The following is a 23197-nucleotide window of genomic DNA, read 5'->3' as shown; positions in this document are numbered from 1 at the left end:
GAATCAGCGGAGCCTATCGAGTAAAAATAATTCTCATTTAGTTCAGAATCACCAGCGCCGGAAACTCCTGGAGCCGCGCCGAGGTGATGTGGGCCAGCGAACGGACCACGTCCAGCGGCTGGTCGAGGCGGTAGTTGCCGGTCACCGCAACGTTGGCCAATTGTTCGTTACCGTTGATGATCCAGCCGGGGTAATAACGTCGCAGCTCGGCCAGTACCTGGCCCAGTGGCCGGTTTTCGAACACCAGCCGACCTTGGACCCAGGCCAGGTCCGTGTTGGCATCGAGCCGGGCCGGGCGATCGAAGCCGTTGGGGCCGATGCGGATGCTTTCGCCGGCTGACAGCCGCACATGGGTATCGTTGCGAGTGGCCCGCAGGTCCACGTCGCCGCGTTGAACCTGGACCTGGGCCACGCCGTCGAGGTAGCGCACGGCGAACGTGGTGTCGCTGACGCTGGCCATGACCGGGCCGGCATCGATTTCCAGCGGCAGGTTACGGTTGCCCGGGACTTCGAAAAAGGCCTCGCCCTTGTACAGGCGCGCCACATGCCGTTGTTCGCTGAACGTGCTGGAGAAGGCCGAATTGGTGTTGAGCAGGACCTTGGAGCCGTCCTCCAACTGCAAGCGCTGGCGCTCACCGACCACGGTCAGGTGGTCGGCCTGCAAGCGCAGGGGCAGGTCGCTGAAGTTGAACAGGCCGAGCAACAGCACGGCGGCGGTGGCCAGGGGTTTCCAATGGGCACGCAGGCGCGACAGCGCAGTGACCTTGGGCGTGGCTTCAAGTCGGCGGGCGCTTTCCATCACCTGCGGGCCATTCCAGATCGCCTGGGCCCGGGCGAACGCCTCGCCGTGGCGTGGATCGGCCGCCAGCCAGGCCTGGAACTGCCGCGTCTGTTCCTCGCTGGGGTTGTCCAGCAGGATCAGCCAGTCCAGCGCCTGCTCCATGGCATGGGCGGTTTCCGGCGTCGGCGCAGGAGAAGGGGAGATGTCCGTCACGGTGGGTTCTCGTTCCTCGGTTCAGCGGCAAGTTACAAGCTTCAAGCTTCAAGCCGCAAGCACAAGCCCGCACACAACTTGCAGCTTGCAGCTCGAATCTTATCGCTGCAGTTGTCCCACACAGATCGCCATGATCAGTTTCAGTTCCTTTTGCACGGTGCTCAGGGACACGCCCAGGCGTTCGGCGATTTGCTGGTAACTGTGGCCATGCAGGCGGCTGAGGATGAAGATCTGCTGCTGCCGCGAACTCAGGGCCTGGAGGCTGACGTTCAGGCGTTCGAGCAGTTGTCGGGCATGGGCGGCGTCCTCGGCACTGCTCTGCGGGGCGACGACGTTGTGGACGACCTCCGGCGGCACGTCATCCAGCAAAGTCCGCGACTGGATGCGCCGGGCACGCAGATGGTCCAGCGCCAGGTTGCGGGCGGTCTGGAAGACAAAGGGTTCGAGGTGCTCGACCGTGCGTTCGCCTAGTGCGCGGGTGACACGCAGGTAGGTTTCCTGGAGCAGGTCTTCGGCGGTGCTGGGGTTGCTGACCATGCGCTCGAGGGTGCGCAGCAGTGGTGTGCGCTGGGCGAGGAAGACGTGATGAAAGCGCGATTGACTCACGGTTAGGCCCGATCCGGTTCGAGTAGATGATAATGCTTATCATCTGCCGGGCGGGTCAAGCCTTCATTTCATCACGCCGAAACCCTGTGGGAGCGAGCTTGCTCGCGATGACGGAGTGTCAGTCGCCATTGATGCTGGCTGATACACCGCTATCGCGAGCAAGCTCGCTCCCACAGAAAAACTCAATACTGCCGTGTCAGTTACTCGGCGTTACACAACGCCAGGCAGTTATCCAGCATGCGGTTGGAGAAGCCCCATTCGTTGTCATACCAGGCCAGTACCTTGAGCAACTTGCCGCTGGCCTTGGTGTGGTTGGCGTCGAAGATCGACGACAGCGGGTTGTGGTTGAAATCACTGGAGACCAGCGGCAGGGTGTTGTAGCCGAGGATCTTCGAATGCTGGCTGGCGTGGCGCAGCAGCTCGTTGACTTCTTCGGCCGACGCTTCGCGCTTGAGTTGCACGGTCAGGTCCACCAGGGACACGTTGATCACCGGCACACGCACCGCCATGCCGGTCAGCTTGCCCGCCAGTTCCGGCAGCACCAGGCCCACGGCCTCGGCGGCGCCGGTCTTGCTCGGGATCATGTTCTGGGTGGCCGAACGGGCGCGGTACGGGTCGCTGTGGTAGACGTCGGTCAGGTTCTGGTCGTTGGTGTAGGCATGGATGGTGGTCATCAGGCCGCTTTCGATACCCAGCTCGCGGTGCAGCACCTGGGCCACTGGGGCCAGGCAGTTGGTGGTGCACGACGCGTTGGAGATGATCTGGTGGGACTGGCGCAGGATGTCGTGGTTCACGCCGTACACGACGGTGGCATCGGCGCCCTTGGCCGGGGCCGAGATGATCACCTTGCGGGCACCGGCGCTGATATGCGCGGCAGCCTTGGCACGGTCAGTAAACAGGCCGGTGCATTCGAACACAACGTCGATTTTTTCAGCCGCCCAAGGCAGTTCGGCCGGGTTGCGAATGGCGCTGACCGAGATGCGGTCGCCATTGACCGTCAGGCTTTCGTGGTCGTGCTGCACATCGGCATCGAACGTGCCGTGGACCGTGTCGAACTTGAGCAGATGAGCATTGATTGCACTGTCACCCAGGTCGTTGATGGCGACGATCTGCAGGTCGCGACGATAGCCTTGGGTATACAGTGCACGGAGGACGTTGCGGCCGATGCGGCCAAAACCATTGATTGCGATTCGAAGAGTCATTAACTGCGCCGCCGTCGATTTGTTGTTGGAATTACAAGATTATTCGCATAAAAATAGAAAACAAGCCTTTTTAGTGGCAATATTTTGTTTTATCTACAACGAGTGACCTGAATCAACTGGTCCGAATGGTCAAAAAACCGTCTGTCGCCTCGCCTTTTACACAGCGTGCAGCGGGTTTTGATCAGCATAGACAATCAGGTCGCCACACCCGTTAGCCTGGAGTTCTACACATGCATCCCCGCGTTCTTGAGGTCACCGAACGGCTTATCGCCCGCAGCCGCGCCACGCGTCAGGCTTACCTTGCATTGATCCACGGTGCAGCCAGCGACGGTCCGATGCGCGGCAAGCTGCAGTGCGCCAACTTCGCCCATGGCGTGGCTGGTTGCGGCACCGAAGACAAGCATCACCTGCGGATGATGAACGCCGCCAACATCGCCATCGTGTCGTCCTATAACGACATGCTCTCGGCCCACCAGCCCTACGAAACCTTCCCGGAACAGATCAAGAAAGCCCTGCGCGAGATCGGCTCGGTCGGCCAGTTCGCCGGTGGCACGCCTGCGATGTGCGACGGCGTGACCCAGGGCGAGGCAGGGATGGAACTGAGCCTGCCGAGCCGCGAAGTGATCGCGCTCTCCACGGCGGTGGCGTTGTCCCACAACATGTTCGACGGCGCACTGATGCTCGGCATCTGCGACAAGATCGTCCCGGGCCTGATGATGGGCGCGCTGCGCTTCGGTCACTTGCCGACGATCTTCGTGCCCGGCGGGCCGATGGTCTCGGGCATTTCCAACAAGGAAAAAGCCGACGTGCGCCAGCGCTACGCCGAAGGCAAGGCCTCCCGCGAAGAGCTGCTGGAATCGGAGATGAAGTCCTACCACAGCCCCGGCACCTGCACCTTCTACGGCACCGCCAACACCAACCAGTTGTTGATGGAGGTGATGGGCCTGCACCTGCCGGGCGCCTCGTTCGTCAACCCGAACACGCCATTGCGCGATGCGCTGACCCGTGAAGCGGCGTTCCAGGTCACGCGCATGACCAAGCAAAGCGGCAACTTCATGCCCATCGGCGAAATCGTCGACGAACGCTCGCTGGTCAATTCCATCGTCGCGCTGCACGCCACCGGCGGCTCCACCAACCACACCCTGCACATGCCGGCCATTGCCATGGCGGCGGGGATCCAGCTGACCTGGCAGGACATGGCCGACCTCTCCGAGGTGGTGCCGACCCTGAGTCACGTCTACCCGAACGGCAAGGCCGACATCAACCACTTCCAGGCGGCGGGCGGCATGTCGTTCCTGATCCGTGAATTGCTGGAAGCCGGCTTGCTCCACGAAAACGTCAACACCGTGCTCGGTCACGGCCTGAGCCGCTACACCCAGGAACCGTTCCTCGAGGACGGCGAGCTGGTGTGGCGCGACGGCCCGATCGAAAGCCTCGACGAAAACATCCTGCGCCCGGTGGCTCGCGCGTTCTCGTCTGAAGGCGGCCTGCGAGTGATGGAAGGTAACCTGGGCCGTGGGGTGATGAAGGTCTCCGCCGTGGCCTTGGAAAACCAGGTTGTCGAAGCACCTGCGATGGTCTTCCAGGATCAGCAGGACCTGGCCGATGCATTCAAGGCCGGCCTGCTGGAGAAAGACTTCGTCGCGGTGATGCGCTTCCAGGGCCCGCGTTCCAACGGCATGCCCGAGCTGCACAAGATGACGCCGTTCCTCGGTGTGCTGCAGGATCGTGGCTTCAAAGTGGCGCTGGTCACCGACGGGCGCATGTCCGGCGCGTCGGGGAAAATCCCGGCGGCCATTCATGTCAGCCCTGAAGCTTATGTCGGTGGTGCGTTGGCCCGGGTGCAGGAGGGCGATATCATCCGTGTCGATGGCGTCAAAGGCACCTTGGAATTGATGGTGGACGCCGAGGAATTCGCCGCGCGCACGCCGGCCAAGGGCCTGTTGGGCAACAACATCGGCACTGGTCGCGAGCTGTTCGGTTTCATGCGCATGGCCTTCAGCTCGGCGGAGCAGGGCGCCAGCGCCTTCACTTCTGCCCTGGAGACGCTTAATTGAAACTGGCTTTGGTCGGTGACATCGGTGGGACCAACGCACGCTTTGCGCTGTGGAAAAACCACACCCTGGAAAACATCCAGGTGCTGGCAACGGCGGATTATGCCTGCCCGGAAGAGGCCATCCAGGTGTACCTGGGTGGCCTGGGCCTGAAGCCGGGCGCCATCGGTTCGGTGTGCCTGTCGGTGGCCGGTCCGGTGAGCGGCGATGAGTTTCGCTTTACCAACAATCACTGGCGCCTGAGCAACCTGGCGTTCTGCCAGGCCTTGCAGGTGGAGAAGCTGTTGCTGGTCAACGACTTCTCGGCCATGGCCCTGGGCATGACGTGCTTGCGTCCCGATGAGTACCGAGTCGTGTGCGAAGGCACCCCGGAGCCGTTGCGCCCGGCCGTGGTGATCGGGCCGGGCACCGGGCTGGGCGTTGGTACGTTGCTGGACTTGGGCGAAGGTCGTTTCGCGGCGTTGCCGGGGGAAGGCGGCCATGTCGACCTGCCCATGAGCAGCCCGCGGGAAACCCAGCTGTGGCAGCACATCTACAACGAAATCGGCCACGTCAGCGCCGAAACCGCCCTGAGCGGCAGCGGTTTGCCTCGGGTGTACCGGGCCATTTGCGCGGTGGACGGCCATGTGCCAGTGCTCGACACCCCCGAATCCATCACCGCCGCTGGCCTGGCTGGCGACCCGATTGCCCTGGAAGTGCTCGAGCAATTCTGTCGCTGGCTGGGACGCGTGGCCGGCAACAATGTGTTGACGCTGGGCGGGCGCGGCGGTGTCTACATCGTCGGTGGCGTGGTCCCTCGGTTTGCCGATTTCTTCCTCGAAAGCGGTTTTGCCCGTTGCTTCGCCGACAAGGGCTGCATGAGCGATTACTTCAAGGGCATTCCGGTCTGGCTGGTGACCGCGCCGTACCCCGGCCTGATGGGCGCGGGTGTGGCGTTGGAGCAGTCCACTCCAGTTTGAAATGTGATCCCCTGTGGGAGCGAGCTTGCTCGCGATGACGGAGTGTCAGTCGCCGTTGATGCTGACTGATACACCGCTATCGCGAGCAAGCTCGCTCCCACAGGGGGTCGTTGTGTGTTTGTAGTCCTCATCCATCAGGCATAATCGCCCCCATCCAAACAACAAGGACGAGGCCCGTGAGTTCAGTGAACAAATCGATTTTGTTGGTCGACGACGACCAGGAGATTCGCGAACTGCTGGACACCTACCTCAGCCGTGCGGGGTTCCAGGTGCGGACCACACCCGACGGCGCCGGGTTTCGCCAGGCGCTGAACGATGCGCCGAGCGACCTGGTGATCCTCGATGTGATGCTGCCCGATGAGGACGGCTTCAGCCTGTGCCGCTGGGTTCGCCAGCACCCTCGCCAGGCCCATGTGCCGATCATCATGCTCACCGCCAGTTCCGACGAGGCCGACCGGGTCATTGGCCTTGAACTGGGTGCCGATGATTATTTGGGCAAGCCGTTCAGCCCGCGTGAATTGCAGGCGCGCATCAAGGCACTGCTGCGTCGGGCGCAATTCGGCCAGGAACGCTCCGGCGGTGAAGTGCTGGCCTTCGATGAATGGCGGCTGGACATGGTCAGCCATCGGCTGTTTCACACCGACGGTGAAGAAGTGATTCTCTCCGGTGCCGACTTCGCCTTGCTCAAGTTGTTTCTCGACCATCCCCAGGAAATCCTCGACCGCGACACCATCGGCAATGCGACCCGTGGTCGTGAGCTGATGCCCCTGGACCGGATCGTCGACATGGCGGTCAGTCGCCTGCGCCAGCGCCTGCGCGACACCGACAAGCCGCCACGGCTGATTCGCACAGTGCGCGGCAGCGGGTATCAACTGGCGGCCAGTGTGGTTGCCAGCAATGGTCATTGACTGGATCAAAAAAGTCGCCCGACGGGTGCCGGTACCGCGCTCGCTGCTAGGGCGGATGCTGTTGCTGACCTTGCTGGTGGTGCTGTTCGCCCAGACCCTGTCCAGCCTGATCTGGGTCTCGCAACTGCGCGCCACCCAGCTCGAAGGCCTGGTCACCAGTGCCCGCAGCCTGGCCCATTCGATGACCGCCAGCGTCAGTTATTTGCGTTCGCTGCCGGTGGCGTACCGGCCGCTGGTGCTTGATCAACTGCGCAGCATGGGCGGTACGCGGTTTGTCGTGACGCTCAACGATAAGCCCCTGGGCATGGACGTGCTGCCGATCACCCCGCGCAAACTGGCGGTGCTCAAGGCGGTGGACGATGTGCTGCGCCGTTCGTTGGGCAATAGCGCCGACATCTCGGTGAATTTTGTCAGCCCCGACGATCTGCGGATTTTCAACGCCGGGCTCAAACTCGATGAACTGCCCCGTTCATGGGCTCACTACGCCTTGACCCTGGAACCGGTGAACCCGCCGGTGCTGGTCACGCAGATCCAGATGGCGCCGGGTGAATGGCTGTACATCGCCTCGCTGCTGCCCGAGCCCTACACCAGCCTTGAAGAGCAGGACCTGCCCAAGCAACAGGTCGGTTTCATCGTGCTCACCAGCAGCTTGTTGTTGCTGTTCATCGGTTTGCTGGTGCACTGGCAGAGCCGACCGCTCAAGCGTTTGGCCCGGGCCGCACGGGACATGTCCCTGGGCGCCGAAGTGGAGCCGGTGGCCGAGGGCGGCGGCAGCGAGGTGGTGGAGGTGGGGCGTGCGTTCAATGCCATGCGCGAACGCATCAGCCGTTACCTGACGGAGCGCAGCCAATTGTTCAGCGCGATCTCCCACGACTTGCGCACACCGATCACCCGATTGCGGCTGCGGGTCGAGTTGCTGGAGGACGAGAACCTGCAGGCCAAGTTCGGTCGTGACCTGGATGAGCTGGAACTGCTGGTCAAAGGCGCGCTGCAATGCGTCAAGGACACCGACATCCACGAAAACATCGAGCCGGTGGACCTCAACCATGTGCTCGATTGCCTGGTCGAACCTTACCTGGCGCCCAACGGCAACGGCCGGGTGACCCAGGATGGCCGGGCGCTGGCGCCGTATCCCGGCAAGCCGCTGGCCCTCAAGCGCTGCATCGGCAACCTGATCGACAACGCCTTGAAATACGGACAGAACGCCCACCTGCATATCGATGACGATGAAACCGCGTTCATCCTGCACGTCGACGACGAAGGCCCCGGCGTGCCGGAACAGCGCCTGGAGCAAGTCTTCGAACCGCACTTCCGCCTCGCCGGGCAGCAGCAAGGCTATGGCCTGGGCCTGGGCATCGCCCGCAACATCGCCCACAGCCATGGCGGGGAAGTGAGCTTGCAGAACCTGCGTGAAGGGGGGTTGCGGGTGACGTTGCAGTTGCCTCGCAGTGTGGATTGATTCGACCGCGTTATCGTTCATCGCGAGCAAGCTCGCTCCCACACTGGATCTGCGGCGTTCACAAAACCCTGTGGGAGCGAGCTTGCTCGCGATGACGCCAGTCGCCTCACCCCATCTCCCAGGCAAATGTCACAACTCGGTGACATAACTCGCCCCTTTCGTTACCTGCCGCCCGCCCTCCCTTGTTTAGACTCCCTGCGTCAAAACAACAAAAAAGGTACTCCGATGGACACCTTCCAACCGGCCTTCAGCAGTTGGCTGAACGCCCCTGCCCACCAGCAATGGCTTGCCGATGAAGGCTTGCGGCTGCTGGCGTTCGCCAAGGCGTCGAAGCTGGCGGACGGCTTTGGCAACCTGGACGAGCGCGGCCAGCTGCCGGCCGATGCCCGGGCCGAGACCATGAACACTGCGCGCATGACCCACAGCTTCGCCATGGCCCACATCCAGGGCCTGCCGGGATTTGCCGAGCTGGTGGACCATGGCGTCCAGGCGCTGAGCGGCCCCTTGCGCGACGCCGAGCACGGAGGCTGGTTTGCCACGACGCGGCCTGATGAAGATGGCGCGGGCAAGGCGGCCTACCTGCATGCCTTCGTTGCCCTGGCGGCCAGTTCCGCGGTGGTGGCCCAGCGTCCCGGCGCCCAGGCGTTGCTGGACGAAGCAGTGCGGATCATCGATGAGCATTTCTGGAGCGAAGAAGAGGGGGCGTTGCGCGAATCCTTCAACCGCGACTGGAGCGAGGAAGAGGCCTATCGCGGTGCCAACAGCAACATGCACGCCACCGAAGCCTTCCTCGCCCTGGCCGATGCCACCGACGACCCACGCTGGCTGGCTCGCGCCCTGCACATCGTCGAACGGGTAATCCATCACCATGCCGCCGCCAACGACTATCTGGTGGTGGAGCATTTCGATCGCCACTGGCAGCCGCTGCGCGACTACAACCAGGACAACCCTGCCGATGGTTTCCGTCCCTACGGCACCACCCCTGGCCACGGTTTCGAATGGGCGCGACTGCTGTTGCACCTCGAAGCGGCACGGGTCCAGATCGGCATGCTGACCCCGGGTTGGCTGGCCCAGGACGCACAAAAACTCTTCGACCAGAACTGCCGTCACGGCTGGGACGTCGACGGTGCGCCGGGCATTGTCTACACCCTGGATTGGGACAACCGCGCTGTGGTTCGCCATCGCCTGCACTGGGTCCACGCCGAAGCGGCGGCCGCTGCCAGCGCCTTGCTCAAGCGCACCGACGAGGCGAAGTACGAAGCCTGGTACCGGCGCTTCTGGGAGTTCTGTGACAAACATTTCATCGACCGCTGCAACGGCAGCTGGCATCACGAACTCGATCCGCAAAATTGCCCCAGCGCCGACATCTGGCCGGGCAAGCCGGACCTGTATCACGCCTGGCAGGCGGTCTTGATTCCGCGCCTGCCCCTGGCACCGAGCATGGCGTCAGCCCTGGCACGGTTATCCAGTCCTTCGCCTGTGTAACCATGTCGTGACATTTGCACGTCCCTTCGTTACCTGCGAAGGGATTCCCTCTGATTAGAATCCATGCAGCGCAAGCACCAGACTTGCATGCATAACAACAAGAAAGGTACTTCTAGATGAATGCGATTTCTCGCCTCGCTACTGTCATTTCTCTTGCTTCCCTGCTTCCCGTCGCAGCATTCCCTGTCACTACCCTGGCCGCCGAATCCAAAGGTTCCGTGGAAGTCGTCCACTGGTGGACGTCGGGTGGCGAAAAAGCCGCGGTCGATGTGCTCAAGGCCCAGGTAGAAAAAGACGGCTTTACCTGGAAGGACGGCGCTGTTGCCGGTGGTGGCGGTTCCACTGCCATGACCGTGCTCAAGAGCCGTGCCGTGGCCGGCAACCCACCGGGCGTCGCCCAGATCAAGGGCCCGGACATCCAGGAATGGGCGTCCACCGGACTGCTCGACACCGACATCCTGAAAGATGTTGCCAAGGCCGAGAAGTGGGACAGCCTGCTCGACAAGAAAGTCTCCGATACCGTGAAGTACGACGGTGACTACGTCGCCGTGCCGGTGAACATCCACCGCGTCAACTGGCTGTGGATCAACCCGGAAGTCTTCAAGAAAGCCGGCATCACCAAGAACCCGACCACCCTCGAAGAATTCTACGCGGCCGGCGACAAGCTCAAGGCCGCGGGTTTTATCCCGCTCGCCCACGGTGGTCAGCCTTGGCAGGACAGCACCGTATTCGAAGCCGTGGTGCTCTCGGTCATGGGCGCTGATGGCTACAAGAAAGCCCTGGTCGACCTGGACAACAAGGCGCTGACTGGCCCTGAGATGGTCAAGGCACTGACTGAGCTTAAGAAAGTCGCGACCTACATGGACGCCGACGGCAAGGGCCAGGATTGGAACCTGGAAGCAGCCAAGGTCATCAACGGCAAGGCCGGCATGCAGATCATGGGTGACTGGGCCAAGAGCGAGTGGACTGCGGCGAAGAAAGTCGCCGGCAAGGACTACGAGTGCGTGGCCTTCCCGGGCACCGACAAGGCCTTCACCTACAACATCGACTCCCTGGCGGTGTTCAAGCAGAAGGACAAGGGCACTGCGGCTGGCCAACAGGACATCGCCAAGGTCGTGTTGGGCGAGAACTTCCAGAAAGTCTTCAGCATCAACAAAGGCTCGATCCCGGTTCGTAACGACATGCTCGGCGACATGGCCAAGTACGGTTTCGATTCCTGCGCCCAGACCGCTGCCAAGGACTTCCTGACAGACGCCAAGTCCGGCGGCCTGCAGCCAAGCATGGCGCACAACATGGCAACCACGCTGGCGGTACAGGGTGCGTTCTTCGATGTCGTGACCAACTACATCAACGACCCGAAAGCCGACCCTGCCGATGCTGCCAAGAAACTCGGCGCAGCGGTTCAGTCTGCGAAGTAACTGTTAGCTGCGCAGGCCCCTGTGGGTAAGCCTGTGGGAGCAAAGCTTGCTCGCGATGAACGATAACGCGGTCACTCGAAAGACCGAGGTGCCTTCATCGCGAGCAAGCTCAGCTCCCACACAAGCTCGCTCCCACATAGGGAATTTTTTGTAGTCTTTTTCTCTTGTACTGGATCTTCCCATGAGTTCTGTTGCTGTGTTCAGCAAGGCCTCGCCGTTCGATGCATTGCAGCGCTGGCTCCCGAAATTGGTGCTGGCGCCGAGCATGTTCATCGTCCTGGTGGGCTTCTATGGCTACATCTTGTGGACGTTCGTCCTGTCGTTCACCACCTCGACGTTCTTGCCGAACTACAAATGGGCAGGCCTGGCGCAATACGCCCGGCTGATGGACAACGACCGCTGGTGGGTGGCGAGCAAGAACCTGGCGCTGTTCGGCGGCCTGTTCATCGGCATCACCCTGGTGATCGGCGTGTTGCTGGCGGTGTTTCTTGACCAGCGCATTCGTCGCGAAGGTTTCATCCGCACCATTTACCTGTACCCGATGGCGCTCTCGATGATCGTCACCGGTACGGCCTGGAAATGGCTGCTCAACCCGGGCATGGGCCTGGACAAATTGTTGCGTGACTGGGGTTGGGAAGGCTTCCGCCTGGATTGGCTGATCGACCCGGATCGCGTGGTGTACTGCCTGGTGATCGCCGCGGTGTGGCAGGCCTCGGGCTTCATCATGGCGATGTTCCTGGCCGGCCTGCGGGGTGTCGATCAATCGATCATCCGTGCTGCGCAGATCGACGGCGCGAGCATGCCGCGCATCTATTGGAAAGTGGTGCTGCCGAGCCTGCGCCCGGTGTTCTTCAGCGCCGTGATGATCTTGGCACACATCGCGATCAAGAGCTTCGACCTGGTGGCGGCGATGACGGCCGGCGGCCCGGGTTATTCCTCCGACCTGCCTGCCATGTTCATGTATTCCTTCACGTTCAGTCGCGGCCAGATGGGCATGGGCTCGGCCAGTGCAATCCTGATGCTCGGTGCGATTCTCGCAATCATCGTGCCTTACCTGTACTCCGAGCTGAGGACCAAGCGTCATGACTAGTCTCGCTGCCAAACCTTCCATCAGCCTGAGTCGCATCGCTATCTACGCGGTGCTGATCCTCGCCGTATTGCTTTACCTGGTGCCGTTGGTGGTCATGCTGTTGACCAGCTTCAAGACGCCGGAAGACATCAGCACCGGCAACCTGCTGAGCTGGCCGACCGTGGTCAGTGGTATCGGCTGGGTCAAGGCCTGGGCCACCGTCGACGGCTACTTCTGGAACTCGATCAAGATCACTGTCCCGGCGGTGTTGATCTCTACCGCCATCGGCGCTTTGAACGGCTACGTGTTGTCGATGTGGCGTTTTCGCGGTTCGCAGTTGTTCTTCGGCCTGTTGCTGTTCGGGTGCTTCCTGCCGTTCCAGACCGTCCTGCTGCCGGCCTCGTTCACCCTCGGCAAGATGGGCCTGGCCAGTACCACCACGGGCCTGGTGTTCGTGCACGTGGTCTACGGCCTGGCATTCACCACGCTGTTCTTCCGCAATTACTACGTCAGCATTCCCGATGCACTGGTGAAGGCGGCGCGACTGGACGGTGCAGGGTTCTTCACCATTTTCCGGCGGATCATCCTGCCGATGTCCACCCCGATCATCATGGTCTGCCTGATCTGGCAGTTCACGCAGATCTGGAACGACTTCCTGTTCGGCGTGGTGTTCTCCAGCGGTGATTCGCAGCCCATCACGGTGGCGCTGAACAACTTGGTCAACACCAGTACCGGGGCCAAGGAATACAACGTGGACATGGCGGCGGCGATGATCGCCGGGCTGCCGACCCTGCTGGTCTATGTGGTCGCAGGCAAGTATTTCGTGCGCGGTCTGACGGCCGGCGCAGTCAAGGGGTAATCATGGCAACGCTTGAACTTCGCAACGTAAACAAGACCTATGGTGCCGGCCTGCCGGACACCCTGAAGAACATCGAGTTGTCGATCAAGGACGGTGAGTTCCTGATCCTGGTCGGGCCTTCGGGCTGCGGCAAGTCGACACTGATGAACTGCATCGCCGGCCTTGAGACCATCACTGGCGGCGCGATCATGATCGGCGACCAGGACGTCAGCGGCATGAGCCCGAAGGATCGCGACATCGCCATGGTGTTCCAGTCCTACGCGCTGTACCCGACCATGAGCGTGCGCGAGAACATCGAGTTCGGCCTGAAAATCCGCAAGATGAAACAGTCGGACATCGACGAAGAAGTCAACCGCGTGGCCAAGCTGCTGCAGATCGAGCACCTGCTCAATCGCAAGCCCGGCCAGCTTTCCGGCGGCCAGCAACAGCGCGTGGCCATGGGCCGGGCACTGGCGCGGCGGCCGAAGATCTACCTGTTCGACGAACCGTTGTCCAACCTCGACGCCAAGCTGCGGGTCGAGATGCGTACCGAAATGAAACTGATGCACCAGCGCCTGAAGACCACCACGGTCTACGTGACCCACGACCAGATCGAAGCCATGACGCTGGGCGACAAAGTGGCGGTGATGAAGGACGGGATCATCCAGCAGTTCGGCACGCCGAAAGACATCTACACCAACCCGGCCAACCTGTTCGTGGCGAGCTTCATCGGTTCGCCACCGATGAACTTCATCCCGCTGCGCCTGCAACGCAAGGACGGTCGCCTGCTGGCGCTGCTCGACAGCGGCCAGGCCCGTTGCGAACTGCCGATGGGCATGCAGGACGCCGGCCTGGAAGACCGCGAAGTGATTCTGGGCATGCGCCCGGAGCAGATCATGCTGGCGGGCAGCGAGCCCAATGGCTTGCCGACCATTCGTGCCGAAGTCCAGGTCACCGAGCCCACCGGGCCGGACACCCTGGTGTTCGTCAACCTCAACGACACCAAGGTCTGCTGCCGCCTGGCGCCGGACGTCGCGCCACAGCCGGGGGAAACCCTGACGCTGCAATTCGATCCGTCGAAAGTGCTGCTGTTCGACGCTCAGTCCGGCGAACGCCTGGGCGTGGCCGGCCAGCCGCAAGCCGATGCCCGGTCGGCGAACGTGGCGCAGTTCAAAGGTCGATGAAGAGCAAATGGGGGAGCAGACCTGCTCCCACAGCAAGGAGTATGCGGTGGATGGGGACATCCACCGCAATCGTTGTAAACCGCGTTAGATAAAAACAGTTAATAACAATAAAGACGAGGATGTAGGGATGAAGAAGAAAAACAACGCCCAGCTTATCTGCCAGTTGTCAGCCGTTGCGGCGATGATGCTGGCCGGTAGCGCACACGCTGCCGACGCGTTCAGCGCCGATTCGCAGTGGATGACGGGTGACTGGGGCGGCGAGCGGACCAAGCTGATCGAGCAAGGGATCGATATCAAGGCTGACTACGTCGGTGAGGTGGGCGCCAACCTGCACGGTGGCTACAACAACGACAAGACAGCGCGTTACTCCGACCAGTTCGGTCTGGGTGTGGCACTGGACCTGGAAAAACTGATGGGTTGGGATAACACCCAGGCCAAGGTCCAGCTCACCAACCGTAATGGTGAAAACATTTCCAATGACCGTGTCGGCGATCCGCGTGCCGGCACCTTGAGTTCTTCCCAGGAAGTCTACGGCCGTGGCCACATGGTCCGTCTGACCCAATTGTGGATCAAGCACCAGTTCCTCGATGGCAAGCTCGACGTCAAGGCCGGTTACTTCGGCGAAGGCGAAGACTTCAACACCTTCCCTTGCGAGTTCCAGAACCTGGCATTCTGCGGGTCCCAAGCGGGTAACTGGGCGACCGGCATCTGGTACAACTGGCCGGTCATGCAGGCCGCGCTTCGGGTGAAATACAACATCACCCCTGAGTTCTACGCGCAGATCGGTGCGTACAACCAGAACCCATCGCAACTGGAGCACGGTAACGGCTTCAAGCTCAGCGGCAGTGGCACCAAGGGTACCGTCATTCCGGTCGAGCTGGTCTGGTCGCCGAAGGTCAACAGCCTGCCGGGCGAATACCGTGTCGGTTACTACAAGAGCACGGCCGATGCCAATGACGTCCGTGAAGACGACAATGGCGATGACGCCGCGACCACCCGCAACGCCTATCGCAGTCACGACAGCAAGCACGGCTACTGGTTTGTCGCGCAACAACAACTCACCACTCACAACGGTGACGCTTCCCGTGGCCTGAACATCGCGGCGAATGCGACCTTCCACGACAAGGACACCAACTTCGTCGACAACTACCAGTCGCTGATGTTTGTGTACAAGGGGCCGTTCGATGCACGTCCGAAGGATGACATCGGGATCGGTTTCTCCCGTATCCACGTCAACGAAGACGTGAAGAAAAACGCCGAGCTGACCAACGCTGCCAATGGTGTTTCCGACTACAACGATCCGCTGTTCGCGCCACTGCGTAGCACTGAGTACAACTACGAACTCAACTACGGCGTCCACGTCACCAACTGGCTGACCGTGCGTCCCAACCTGCAATACATCACTCACCCAGGTGGTGTGGATGAAGTCGATAACGCGCTGGTGGCCGGCCTGAAAATTCAGTCGGTGTTCTAACGCTGTTGCGATAAGCTCCTCTCTATGTGCGCATATTTGCGGACGGCCAAGGCTGTCCGCTTTTTTTTGTGAGGTGGCAGACACTGAACCTGTGGGAGCAAGGCTTGCCCGCGATGAAGGTGACGCGGTCTTCCAGGGAACCGAGTCGCCTGCATCGCGAGTAAGCTTTGCTCCCACAGATAAATCGCCTTGCCACACAAGCGTTGCAAACAGATGAGCAATTCAATGATTTCCAGGACCGCGGCCCATGCATGAGCATCCGCTACAACGCTTTTTCAGATCCTTGCGCGAACGCCCGGTGTTCGCGTGGGAGCGCTATCGGCAGCGCGATGTGTTGGTGATCGACCACCCGTTGTGCCAGGCGGTGTTCAGTCGCCAGGGCGCACAGTTGCTGCACTTCCAACCGCGAGGCCAAAAGCCGTGGTTGTGGTGCGCGGCCAAGTGGCCACACGTCGGGGCGATCCGTGGCGGGGTGCCGGTGTGCTGGCCTTGGTATGGTCGTCATCCCAGCGAAAACGCCTGGCCATCCCACGGTTGGGCGCGGTTGATCGATTGGAAACTGCTCGACAGCCGCAGTGATGAGGACGGTGTGCATCTGCACTGGCAACTGAAGTTATGCGACTGGCAAGTGGACCTGCATGCAGACCTGGGTGAACGCATGGAACTGCGCCTGAGCACCGAGCACCAGGACAGCCTGCCATGCCAGCTGAGCCAGGCCTTGCATGCGTACTGGCGTATTGGTGATGTCGGTGAGGTAGCGCTGTCTGGGCTCGACGGCGCACAGGGTTACGACCAATTGAACCGCGCGGTTTGCCAGCAGGAAGGCGAGTTGCGGGTCGAGGGTGGCTGCCAGCGGGTGTTCCAGCATGAGGGGGAGTTGCAGCTCAAGGACCACGCCTGGCAGCGCGAATTGTGCATCGACACCGGCGACAGCGCCGACACCGTGGTCTGGCATCCCGGCGCACGGCCGTTGTTGGGGGTGAGTTGGGATGAAGTCAGCGAATTCGTCTGCGTCGAAGCGGCCAGTGGCGGCACCGACAGCCTGTGCCTGGCGCCGGGGGAGCGGGCGCACCTGAGTTTGCAGGCGTGGGTAGGGGCTTAGCTCAGGATCTCTGGTGTGGCGGCTGGCCCCTTCGCGAGCACTCGCTCCCACATGGATCGGCTTCGAACACAAGTATTGTGTCCAGTGAAGATCAACTGTGGGAGCGAGCCTGCTCGCGATGACGGCCTGTCAGGTTATAAAGCACTCAGGCTCGGTCAGTTGAACTCATCCCCCACCGGATACCGGCTGGCATTCAAGCTTTCCTTGATCTTGCGCAGATGCGGCTGGAAATCCACGCCCCGACGCAGGGTCATGCCGGTGGCGAGCACGTCCAGCACGGTGAGCTGGATGATCCGTGAGGTCATCGGCATGTAGATATCGGTGTCTTCGGGCAGTGGAATGTTCAGGCTCAGGGTACTGGCCTTGGCCAATGGCGAGTTTTCGGCGGTCAAACCCAGCACCGACGCGCCGTTTTCCCGGGCGATGCGCGCCACTTCCACCAGTTCACGGGTGCGGCCGGTGTAGGAAATGATCACGAACAGCTCACCGGTATGGGCCACCGACGCGATCATGCGCTGCATCAGCACGTCGGCGTGCGCGGTCACTGCCAGGTTGAAGCGGAAAAATTTGTGCTGGGCATCCAGCGCCACCGGGGCGGAGGCGCCGAGGCCGAAGAAGTGGATCTGCCGGGCCTGGATCAGCAGGTCCACGGCGCGACTGATCAAATTGGGATCAAGGGCCTGGCAGGCGCTGTCCAATGAGGCAATGGCACTGCCAAAGATCTTCCGGGTATAGGCTTCCGGGTTGTCGTCGGCTTCTACTGCACGGCTGACATAAGCAGCGCCACTGGCCAGGCTTTGGGCCAGTTGCAGCTTGAGTTCCGGGTAACCGCTGACGCCGAACGAGCGGCAGAAACGGTTGACGGTCGGTTCACTGACAGAAGCCGCCTGGGCGAGGGCGGCGATGCTGAAACGGGTCGCCTGCTGTGGGTTTTGCAGGATGATCTCGGCCACCTTGCGTTCTGCCTTGTTCAGGTCTTCAAGACGACTCTGGATCTGTTCCAGTAAATTTCGCACGCGGTCCATACAAGATTCCTAGAAAGACGGGTCTTTGATACGACCCTTTGCGGTGGCCTATCCTACTGATGGCTCCGGCGGACCACCACTCGGAATCGGTATTTTCGAAAAATGTTGTGGTTATTACTACATTTTTCCTTGAGTGATACCTTGAAAAAAGGTATTTGTAGTTTAACTTGATAAAAGAACAAACATCATGCCTTCGATTACGGTTGAACCGTGCACCTTTGCCTTGTTCGGCGCGTTGGGCGATCTGGCCTTGCGCAAGCTCTTTCCCGCCCTGTATCAGCTCGATGGCGCCCAATTGTTGCACGAGGACACGCGAATCATTGCGCTGGCCCGTGAGCCCGGCAGCGAGCAGCAGCACTTGGCATTCATCACCGCCGAACTGCGGCGCTACGTCGGTGAAAAAGACCTGGATGAAGGCGTACTCGAGCGTTTCCTGGCACGCTTGACCTACCTGCACGTGGATTTCCTCAAGGCCGACGATTACGTCGCCTTGGCCGAAGCAGCCGGTTCGACCCAGCAGGTCATTGCCTATTTCGCCACCCCCGCGGCGGTGTATGGGGCGATCTGCGAGAACCTGGCGAAGGTTGGCTTGAGCGAGAACACCCGTGTCGTACTGGAGAAGCCCATCGGTTCGGACCTGGAGTCTTCGCGCAAGGTCAACGACGCCGTGGCGCAGTTCTTCCCGGAAAACCGTACCTATCGCATCGACCATTACCTGGGCAAGGAAACGGTCCAGAACCTGATCGCGCTGCGGTTCGCCAACAGCCTGTTCGAAACCCAGTGGAACCAGAATTACATTTCCCATGTGGAAATCACCGTGGCCGAGAAGGTCGGTATCGAAGGCCGCTGGGGCTATTTCGACAAGGCCGGCCAACTGCGGGACATGATCCAGAACCACCTGTTGCAGCTGCTGTGCCTGATCGCCATGGACCCGCCGGCCGACTTGTCCGCCGACAGCATCCGCGACGAGAAGGTCAAGGTGCTCAAGGCCCTGGCGCCCATCAGCCCGGAAGGCCTGACCACCCAGGTGGTGCGCGGCCAGTACATCGCTGGCCACAGCGATGGCAAGTCAGTGCCTGGCTACCTCGAAGAACCCAACTCCAACACCCAGAGCGACACCGAGACGTTCGTCGCCTTGCGCGCCGACATCCGCAACTGGCGTTGGGCCGGGGTGCCGTTTTACCTGCGTACCGGCAAGCGCATGCCGCAAAAGCTGTCGCAGATCGTCATTCACTTCAAGGAACCGTCCCACTACATCTTCGCACCCGAGCAGCGCTTGCAGATCAGCAACAAGCTGATCATCCGCCTGCAACCGGACGAAGGGATTTCCTTGCGGGTGATGACCAAGGAGCAGGGCCTGGACAAGGGCATGCAATTGCGCAGCGGTCCGTTGCAACTCAACTTCTCCGACACCTATCGCAGCGCACGGATTCCCGATGCCTACGAACGGTTGTTGCTGGAAGTCATGAACGGCAATCAGAACCTGTTTGTCCGTAAAGATGAAATTGAAGCCGCGTGGACGTGGTGTGACCAGTTGATCGCCGGGTGGAAGAAATCCGGCGATGCGCCCAAGCCGTATGCGGCCGGGTCCTGGGGGCCGATGAGCTCCATTGCACTGATCACGCGGGATGGGAGGTCATGGTATGGCGATATCTGAATTGAAACTGCCGCAGGGCGTTAGCGCTCATGAATTCAAGAACCCGGTGGTGCTGGCCGAAGGCCTGGCGCTGAAGGTGGCCGAGCAGCTGCGCAGCGCGATTGATGCGCGCGGCGCAGCGACCCTGGTGGTCTCTGGTGGCCGCAGCCCGGTGGCGTTTTTCCAGCACCTGGCCAAGCAGGCGCTGGATTGGTCCAAAGTGGTGGTCAGCCTGGCCGATGAGCGCTGGGTACCGGTTGAACACGCCGACAGCAACGCCGGCCTGCTCAAGCGTTACCTGCTGCAAGGCGCGGCGGCCAAGGCCCAGTTCCTGAGCCTCTACAGCGCGAGCACCAACCTGGAAGCGGCTGCCGAGCAGGCCGATCGTCTCCTGGCCGAGCTGCCGCCGATCGATGTACTGGTATTGGGCATGGGCGATGACGGGCACACCGCCTCGCTGTTCCCTCACAGCCCGAACCTGGCCCAGGCCCTGGACGCCAGTGGCACACGTCGCTGCTGGCCGATGCTGGCGCCGACCGTACCGCACCAGCGCTTGACCATGAGTCGTGCCTTGCTGGCTTCGGCGCAACACAAAGTGCTGTCGATTTCCGGTCAGTCGAAATTGACCACCCTGAACGCTGCGGTGGCGGGTGACGATGTCGCCGAAATGCCGATCCGCGCGTTTTTGCAACCTACGTTAGAGATTTACTGGTGTCCATGAACCAAGGATCAGCCGCTATGAAAAACCCATCCCCGACCGTTTCCATGGCGGACAAAGTTGCCCTGATCGACAGCCTCTGCGCCAAGGCGCGGATCCTGCCGGTGATCACCATCGCCCGTGAACAGGACATCCTGCCGCTGGCCGATGCCCTGGCCGCCGGTGGCCTGACGGCGCTGGAAGTGACGCTGCGTTCCCAATACGGCCTCAAGGCCATCCAGGTGCTGCGCGAGCAGCGTCCGGAACTGGTGACCGGCGCCGGCACGGTGCTCGACCGCCACATGCTGGACGCCGCCGAGGCGGCCGGTTCGCAGTTCATCGTCACCCCGGGCATCACCCGTGATCTGCTCGAGGCCAGCGTCTACAGCCCTATCCCGTTACTGCCCGGCATCAGCAACGCCTCGGGCATCATGGAAGGCTACAGCCTGGGCTATCGCCGCTTCAAACTGTTCCCGGCCGAAGTCAGTGGCGGCGTCGCGGCCATCAAGGCCCTGGGTGGCCCGTTCGGCGAAGTGAAATTCTGCCCGACCGGCGGCGTGAGCCCGGCCAACATCAAGAGCTACATGGCGTTGAAAAACGTGATGTGCGTGGGCGGAAGCTGGATGCTCGATCCTGAGTGGATCAAGAACGGCGACTGGGCCCGCATTCAGGAATGCACCGCCGAGGCTTTGGCGCTGCTGGACTGATTGCTTTACCGAACCTCGTTGGGTGTCCTACGGTTTTACGGTGCGCTTGGTCGGCGCGCCGTTTTTTTTGCCTGGGTTTTGGCTTCTGTGGCGAGGGTATAAATCCCCTCGCCACAACTACATTCGGCTCAGGTTAATCAGTGCAGCAGTCAACCGCTCGATATCACTCGCCAAGGTAATCAGCCCCGGGGTAATGCGGATGCATGGCCCGACGCTGGTATGGCGCACCACGGTGAAGATTCCATGCTCAGTGAGCAATCGATCGGCCATTGCCTGCTGGTCTGTATGGGCGGTGAAGCGCATCGCGGTGATCCCGCAATAGAGGCGCCGGTCATCCGGGGTCATGACTTCGATGCCCGGCACATCGCGCACGGCATTCACCCACAGGTCGCGCAGGTAACACAGGCGCGCGCCTTTGGCCAATGCGCCACCCAGGGCCCAGTGTTCTTCGAAGACCAGCGGCAGGGTGAGCAAGGCAGGGATATTGGGCGTGCTGTGAGGCGTGCGCGAGCGGACGTCGGTGGCGGGGTAGCTGTCTTCGTCCATGTCCGGGTCGATGTCGGCCAAGCGCTGCGGGGCGATGTACAGGAAGCCTTGGGAGAGGGGGCCGCCGATCCACTTCTGCAGGTTGAACCCGGCGAATTCGATCCCGAGTTTCTTCAGGTCGAAATCGATCTGGCCCAGGGCGTGGGCACCGTCGAGGATGATGTCGACGGCAAACTCGCGGGCACTCTCGGCAATGGCCTGTACCGGCATCACCAGTCCGGTGAGGTGGTTGACGTAGGTCAGCGCCATCAACTTGAGGCGCGGGTAGCGAATGAACGCTTCGCGATAAGTGCCCACCAGGCTTTCGAAACTGGCCGGGTGCTGGTGGACGATTTCGATCACCTCCACGCCACGCTGGCGGGCCAGCCAGCGCATGGCGCTTTTGACCGAGGCATATTCCAGATCACAGATCAGTACTTGATCGCCTGGCTTGAGGCCGTTGTAGTTGCGAATCAGCGTCTGCAGGGCATCCACCGCGCTGCCGGCCAACCCCACGCTCTGGGGTGAAGCGTGGATCAGTTGGGCCACCTGGCGCCGAATGGCTTCGCCGTGTTCACGGTCGAAATGCTGGCGCACGTACACCGAGTTGCCCCGGTTGATGAATTCGATGTTGCGCTGGTACTCCTCCACCACGGTGCGGGACATGCGCCCGAAATAACCGTTTTCCAGGTTGAGCGGCCCGGCGGGATCGACATCGTAGCGGCCGACATACGTCTGCCAGAAAGCTTCATCGTGGGCGCGTAGCGTGTTTTCAGGCATGACGGGGGCTCAACTGGTCAGGGGCGAGGCTTGGGTTTGCCGTGTTTGGCGCGCAATGGATCGAGCAGGTCCGACAGCCCGTTGTGATCGATTTCCTGCATCAGTGCCAGCAAACCACCCAGTTCACCGTGAGGAAACCCCTCGCGGGCGAACCAGTTCAGGTATTGACCGGGCAGGTCAGCCAGGATTCGACCCTTGTATTTGCCGAACGGCATTTGACGTGTGATGAGCAACTCGAGCTTTTCCGGGTTCATGGCAATCGTCTGATTTCGAATCTGCCTCGAAAATACAGGCATTCTGCATGCAGGCCAAATGACAGATCATGCAAATAGCGCGGATACAGATTTTAGGGTTATTGTTAACTGATTGATTTTTAAGTGATTTTATTGATGCTGATGGCTGGCATGGCCGATGCAATATCCCTTGCAGGTTTTTTATTCACCAGCAAAGGAACTGAAAAATGACTGACATCAACAAAGAATCCATCTCCGTCTTGAACGACCTGATCGAGACCAGCAAGGATGGCCAGGAAGGCTTCAAGACCTGCGCTGAAGACATCAAGCATCCGCAGCTCAAGTCGCTGTTCGTTCAACGTGCCGCCGATTGCGCAACCGCCGCGGCCGAACTGCAAGCTGCGGTTCGCTCCCTGGGCGGTGATCCGGAAACCTCCACCAGCGTCGCCGGTGACCTGCACCGTCGTTGGGTGGACGTGAAATCCATGTTCACCGGCAAGGATGAAGAAGCGGTGCTCAACGAAGCCGAGCGTGGCGAAGACCATGCGCTCAAAGCCTACAAGGAAGCGCTCGAGAAAATCACCAAGCACAACCTGGTCGGCATTCGTGACCTGGTTGAGCGTCAGTACCACGGTGTGCAACGCAACCATGACCAGGTCAAGGCGCTGCGTAACCAGGCGCGTGCGAGTTAAACAACGCGTCCTGATCCAAAAAAACGCCAGCATGCTGGCGTTTTTTTTGTGTGGAACGACTCAGGATGAAGGTGAACACTCGTGTGGCGAGGGAGCTTGCTCCCGCTGGGCTGCGCAGCAGCCCCAAAAATCAGGGTCGCTGCGCAACCC

Annotated in this window: 21 protein-coding genes; 15 read left to right on the top strand and 6 right to left on the bottom strand. The window is 61.1% G+C overall.

The features are described 5' to 3' along the window. Positions 1–37: 37 nt before the first annotated feature. The 3 genes from LQ215_RS22105 to gap form a co-directional block, all read right to left on the bottom strand. Complete coding sequence (locus LQ215_RS22105; RefSeq protein WP_230152582.1) at positions 38–943, bottom strand: FecR family protein; 906 nt, start codon at positions 941–943, stop codon at positions 38–40. Between the two features lie 150 nt (positions 944–1093). Then, the gene (locus LQ215_RS22100; RefSeq protein ID WP_230152573.1) at positions 1094–1600 is read right to left on the bottom strand and encodes an RNA polymerase sigma factor; all 507 of its coding nucleotides are present in this window, start codon (positions 1598–1600) and stop codon (positions 1094–1096) included. A 200-nt stretch (positions 1601–1800) separates the two neighbouring features. Beyond that, the gene (gene gap, locus LQ215_RS22095) at positions 1801–2802 is read right to left on the bottom strand and encodes a type I glyceraldehyde-3-phosphate dehydrogenase (protein ID WP_003184623.1); all 1002 of its coding nucleotides are present in this window, start codon (positions 2800–2802) and stop codon (positions 1801–1803) included. 230 nt (positions 2803–3032) lie between these two features. Between gap and edd the strand changes: the two genes are divergently transcribed. From edd to LQ215_RS22040, 11 genes are all read left to right on the top strand, one after another. Beyond that, positions 3033–4859: a phosphogluconate dehydratase gene (edd, locus tag LQ215_RS22090; RefSeq protein ID WP_230152572.1), complete on the top strand. Its 1827-nt coding sequence runs from the start codon at positions 3033–3035 to the stop codon at positions 4857–4859. Next, positions 4856–5815, top strand: a complete 960-nt coding sequence (locus tag LQ215_RS22085) for a glucokinase (RefSeq protein ID WP_230152571.1) — start codon at positions 4856–4858, stop codon at positions 5813–5815. The genes edd and LQ215_RS22085 overlap by 4 nt, the downstream gene beginning before the upstream one ends. Positions 5816–5991: 176 nt before the next feature. Further along, a complete protein-coding gene (locus LQ215_RS22080; RefSeq protein ID WP_003184616.1) occupies positions 5992–6723 on the top strand; it encodes a response regulator in 732 nt (243 codons plus the stop codon). Next, positions 6713–8182: an ATP-binding protein gene (locus LQ215_RS22075; protein ID WP_230152570.1), complete on the top strand. Its 1470-nt coding sequence runs from the start codon at positions 6713–6715 to the stop codon at positions 8180–8182. The genes LQ215_RS22080 and LQ215_RS22075 overlap by 11 nt, the downstream gene beginning before the upstream one ends. A gap of 225 nt (positions 8183–8407) precedes the next feature. Continuing rightward, the gene (locus LQ215_RS22070) at positions 8408–9667 is read left to right on the top strand and encodes a D-mannose isomerase (protein WP_230152569.1); all 1260 of its coding nucleotides are present in this window, start codon (positions 8408–8410) and stop codon (positions 9665–9667) included. Positions 9668–9783: 116 nt separating this feature from the next. Next, a complete protein-coding gene (locus LQ215_RS22065) occupies positions 9784–11085 on the top strand; it encodes an ABC transporter substrate-binding protein (protein WP_038859552.1) in 1302 nt (433 codons plus the stop codon). A 181-nt stretch (positions 11086–11266) separates the two neighbouring features. Then, a complete protein-coding gene (locus LQ215_RS22060; protein ID WP_003198535.1) occupies positions 11267–12175 on the top strand; it encodes a carbohydrate ABC transporter permease in 909 nt (302 codons plus the stop codon). Beyond that, a complete protein-coding gene (locus tag LQ215_RS22055; RefSeq protein WP_003198539.1) occupies positions 12168–13013 on the top strand; it encodes a carbohydrate ABC transporter permease in 846 nt (281 codons plus the stop codon). The genes LQ215_RS22060 and LQ215_RS22055 overlap by 8 nt, the downstream gene beginning before the upstream one ends. 2 nt (positions 13014–13015) lie before the next feature. Then, entirely contained in the window at positions 13016–14176 is a 1161-nt protein-coding gene (locus tag LQ215_RS22050) for an ABC transporter ATP-binding protein (RefSeq protein WP_230152568.1), read from the top strand. A gap of 127 nt (positions 14177–14303) precedes the next feature. After that, entirely contained in the window at positions 14304–15650 is a 1347-nt protein-coding gene (locus tag LQ215_RS22045) for a carbohydrate porin (protein ID WP_230152567.1), read from the top strand. 247 nt (positions 15651–15897) lie between these two features. Further along, positions 15898–16752, top strand: coding sequence for a D-hexose-6-phosphate mutarotase (locus tag LQ215_RS22040; protein ID WP_230152566.1), 855 nt, complete (start codon positions 15898–15900; stop codon positions 16750–16752). A gap of 155 nt (positions 16753–16907) precedes the next feature. Here the strand turns inward: LQ215_RS22040 and LQ215_RS22035 are convergent, their stop codons facing one another. Further along, complete coding sequence (locus tag LQ215_RS22035) at positions 16908–17768, bottom strand: MurR/RpiR family transcriptional regulator (protein ID WP_175360356.1); 861 nt, start codon at positions 17766–17768, stop codon at positions 16908–16910. A 196-nt stretch (positions 17769–17964) separates the two neighbouring features. Between LQ215_RS22035 and zwf the strand changes: the two genes are divergently transcribed. From zwf to LQ215_RS22020, 3 genes are read left to right on the top strand one after another with little or no spacing between them, the layout of a single operon-like run. Next, positions 17965–19434 carry a glucose-6-phosphate dehydrogenase gene (gene zwf / locus LQ215_RS22030; protein WP_230152565.1) on the top strand — a complete coding sequence of 490 codons (1470 nt, stop codon included), beginning with the start codon at positions 17965–17967 and terminating at the stop codon, positions 19432–19434. Then, the gene (gene pgl, locus LQ215_RS22025; RefSeq protein WP_230152564.1) at positions 19421–20134 is read left to right on the top strand and encodes a 6-phosphogluconolactonase; all 714 of its coding nucleotides are present in this window, start codon (positions 19421–19423) and stop codon (positions 20132–20134) included. The genes zwf and pgl overlap by 14 nt, the downstream gene beginning before the upstream one ends. Positions 20135–20151: 17 nt before the next feature. Continuing rightward, entirely contained in the window at positions 20152–20817 is a 666-nt protein-coding gene (locus LQ215_RS22020) for a bifunctional 4-hydroxy-2-oxoglutarate aldolase/2-dehydro-3-deoxy-phosphogluconate aldolase (protein WP_230152563.1), read from the top strand. A gap of 117 nt (positions 20818–20934) precedes the next feature. Here the strand turns inward: LQ215_RS22020 and LQ215_RS22015 are convergent, their stop codons facing one another. Both LQ215_RS22015 and LQ215_RS22010 read right to left on the bottom strand, forming a co-directional pair. Further along, positions 20935–22122, bottom strand: a complete 1188-nt coding sequence (locus tag LQ215_RS22015; RefSeq protein ID WP_230152562.1) for an aminotransferase class V-fold PLP-dependent enzyme — start codon at positions 22120–22122, stop codon at positions 20935–20937. A 17-nt stretch (positions 22123–22139) separates the two neighbouring features. Beyond that, on the bottom strand, positions 22140–22376 hold the full coding sequence (locus LQ215_RS22010) for a DUF3820 family protein (protein WP_014336924.1): 237 nt from the start codon (positions 22374–22376) through the stop codon (positions 22140–22142). 206 nt (positions 22377–22582) lie between these two features. Here LQ215_RS22010 and LQ215_RS22005 point away from each other — a divergent pair, with 206 nt between their 5' ends. After that, positions 22583–23047, top strand: a complete 465-nt coding sequence (locus LQ215_RS22005; protein ID WP_230152561.1) for a ferritin-like domain-containing protein — start codon at positions 22583–22585, stop codon at positions 23045–23047. The last annotated feature ends 150 nt before the right edge of the window (positions 23048–23197 follow it).

This window comes from Pseudomonas brassicacearum, from assembly GCF_918698105.1.
Taxonomy (GTDB): Bacteria; Pseudomonadota; Gammaproteobacteria; order Pseudomonadales; family Pseudomonadaceae; genus Aquipseudomonas; species Aquipseudomonas brassicacearum_F.
The sequence above is the reverse complement of the archived record's forward strand: the minus strand, read 5'-3'. Positions and strand labels throughout refer to the sequence as shown.

What these genes read in the sequence shown, in the direction of transcription:
- LQ215_RS22045 (WP_230152567.1), top strand. Translation starts at nt 14,304, where the DNA reads ATGAAGAAGAAAAACAACGCCCAGCTTATCTGCCAGTTGTCAGCCGTT.
- LQ215_RS22075 (WP_230152570.1), top strand. Translation starts at nt 6,713, where the DNA reads ATGGTCATTGACTGGATCAAAAAAGTCGCCCGACGGGTGCCGGTACCG.
- gap (WP_003184623.1), bottom strand. Translation starts at nt 2,802, where the DNA reads ATGACTCTTCGAATCGCAATCAATGGTTTTGGCCGCATCGGCCGCAAC.
- LQ215_RS22005 (WP_230152561.1), top strand. Translation starts at nt 22,583, where the DNA reads ATGACTGACATCAACAAAGAATCCATCTCCGTCTTGAACGACCTGATC.
- pgl (WP_230152564.1), top strand. Translation starts at nt 19,421, where the DNA reads ATGGCGATATCTGAATTGAAACTGCCGCAGGGCGTTAGCGCTCATGAA.
- LQ215_RS22010 (WP_014336924.1), bottom strand. Translation starts at nt 22,376, where the DNA reads ATGAACCCGGAAAAGCTCGAGTTGCTCATCACACGTCAAATGCCGTTC.
- zwf (WP_230152565.1), top strand. Translation starts at nt 17,965, where the DNA reads ATGCCTTCGATTACGGTTGAACCGTGCACCTTTGCCTTGTTCGGCGCG.
- LQ215_RS22065 (WP_038859552.1), top strand. Translation starts at nt 9,784, where the DNA reads ATGAATGCGATTTCTCGCCTCGCTACTGTCATTTCTCTTGCTTCCCTG.
- LQ215_RS22050 (WP_230152568.1), top strand. Translation starts at nt 13,016, where the DNA reads ATGGCAACGCTTGAACTTCGCAACGTAAACAAGACCTATGGTGCCGGC.
- LQ215_RS22015 (WP_230152562.1), bottom strand. Translation starts at nt 22,122, where the DNA reads ATGCCTGAAAACACGCTACGCGCCCACGATGAAGCTTTCTGGCAGACG.
- LQ215_RS22060 (WP_003198535.1), top strand. Translation starts at nt 11,267, where the DNA reads ATGAGTTCTGTTGCTGTGTTCAGCAAGGCCTCGCCGTTCGATGCATTG.
- LQ215_RS22020 (WP_230152563.1), top strand. Translation starts at nt 20,152, where the DNA reads ATGAAAAACCCATCCCCGACCGTTTCCATGGCGGACAAAGTTGCCCTG.
- edd (WP_230152572.1), top strand. Translation starts at nt 3,033, where the DNA reads ATGCATCCCCGCGTTCTTGAGGTCACCGAACGGCTTATCGCCCGCAGC.
- LQ215_RS22070 (WP_230152569.1), top strand. Translation starts at nt 8,408, where the DNA reads ATGGACACCTTCCAACCGGCCTTCAGCAGTTGGCTGAACGCCCCTGCC.
- LQ215_RS22040 (WP_230152566.1), top strand. Translation starts at nt 15,898, where the DNA reads ATGCATGAGCATCCGCTACAACGCTTTTTCAGATCCTTGCGCGAACGC.
- LQ215_RS22055 (WP_003198539.1), top strand. Translation starts at nt 12,168, where the DNA reads ATGACTAGTCTCGCTGCCAAACCTTCCATCAGCCTGAGTCGCATCGCT.
- LQ215_RS22105 (WP_230152582.1), bottom strand. Translation starts at nt 943, where the DNA reads ATGGAGCAGGCGCTGGACTGGCTGATCCTGCTGGACAACCCCAGCGAG.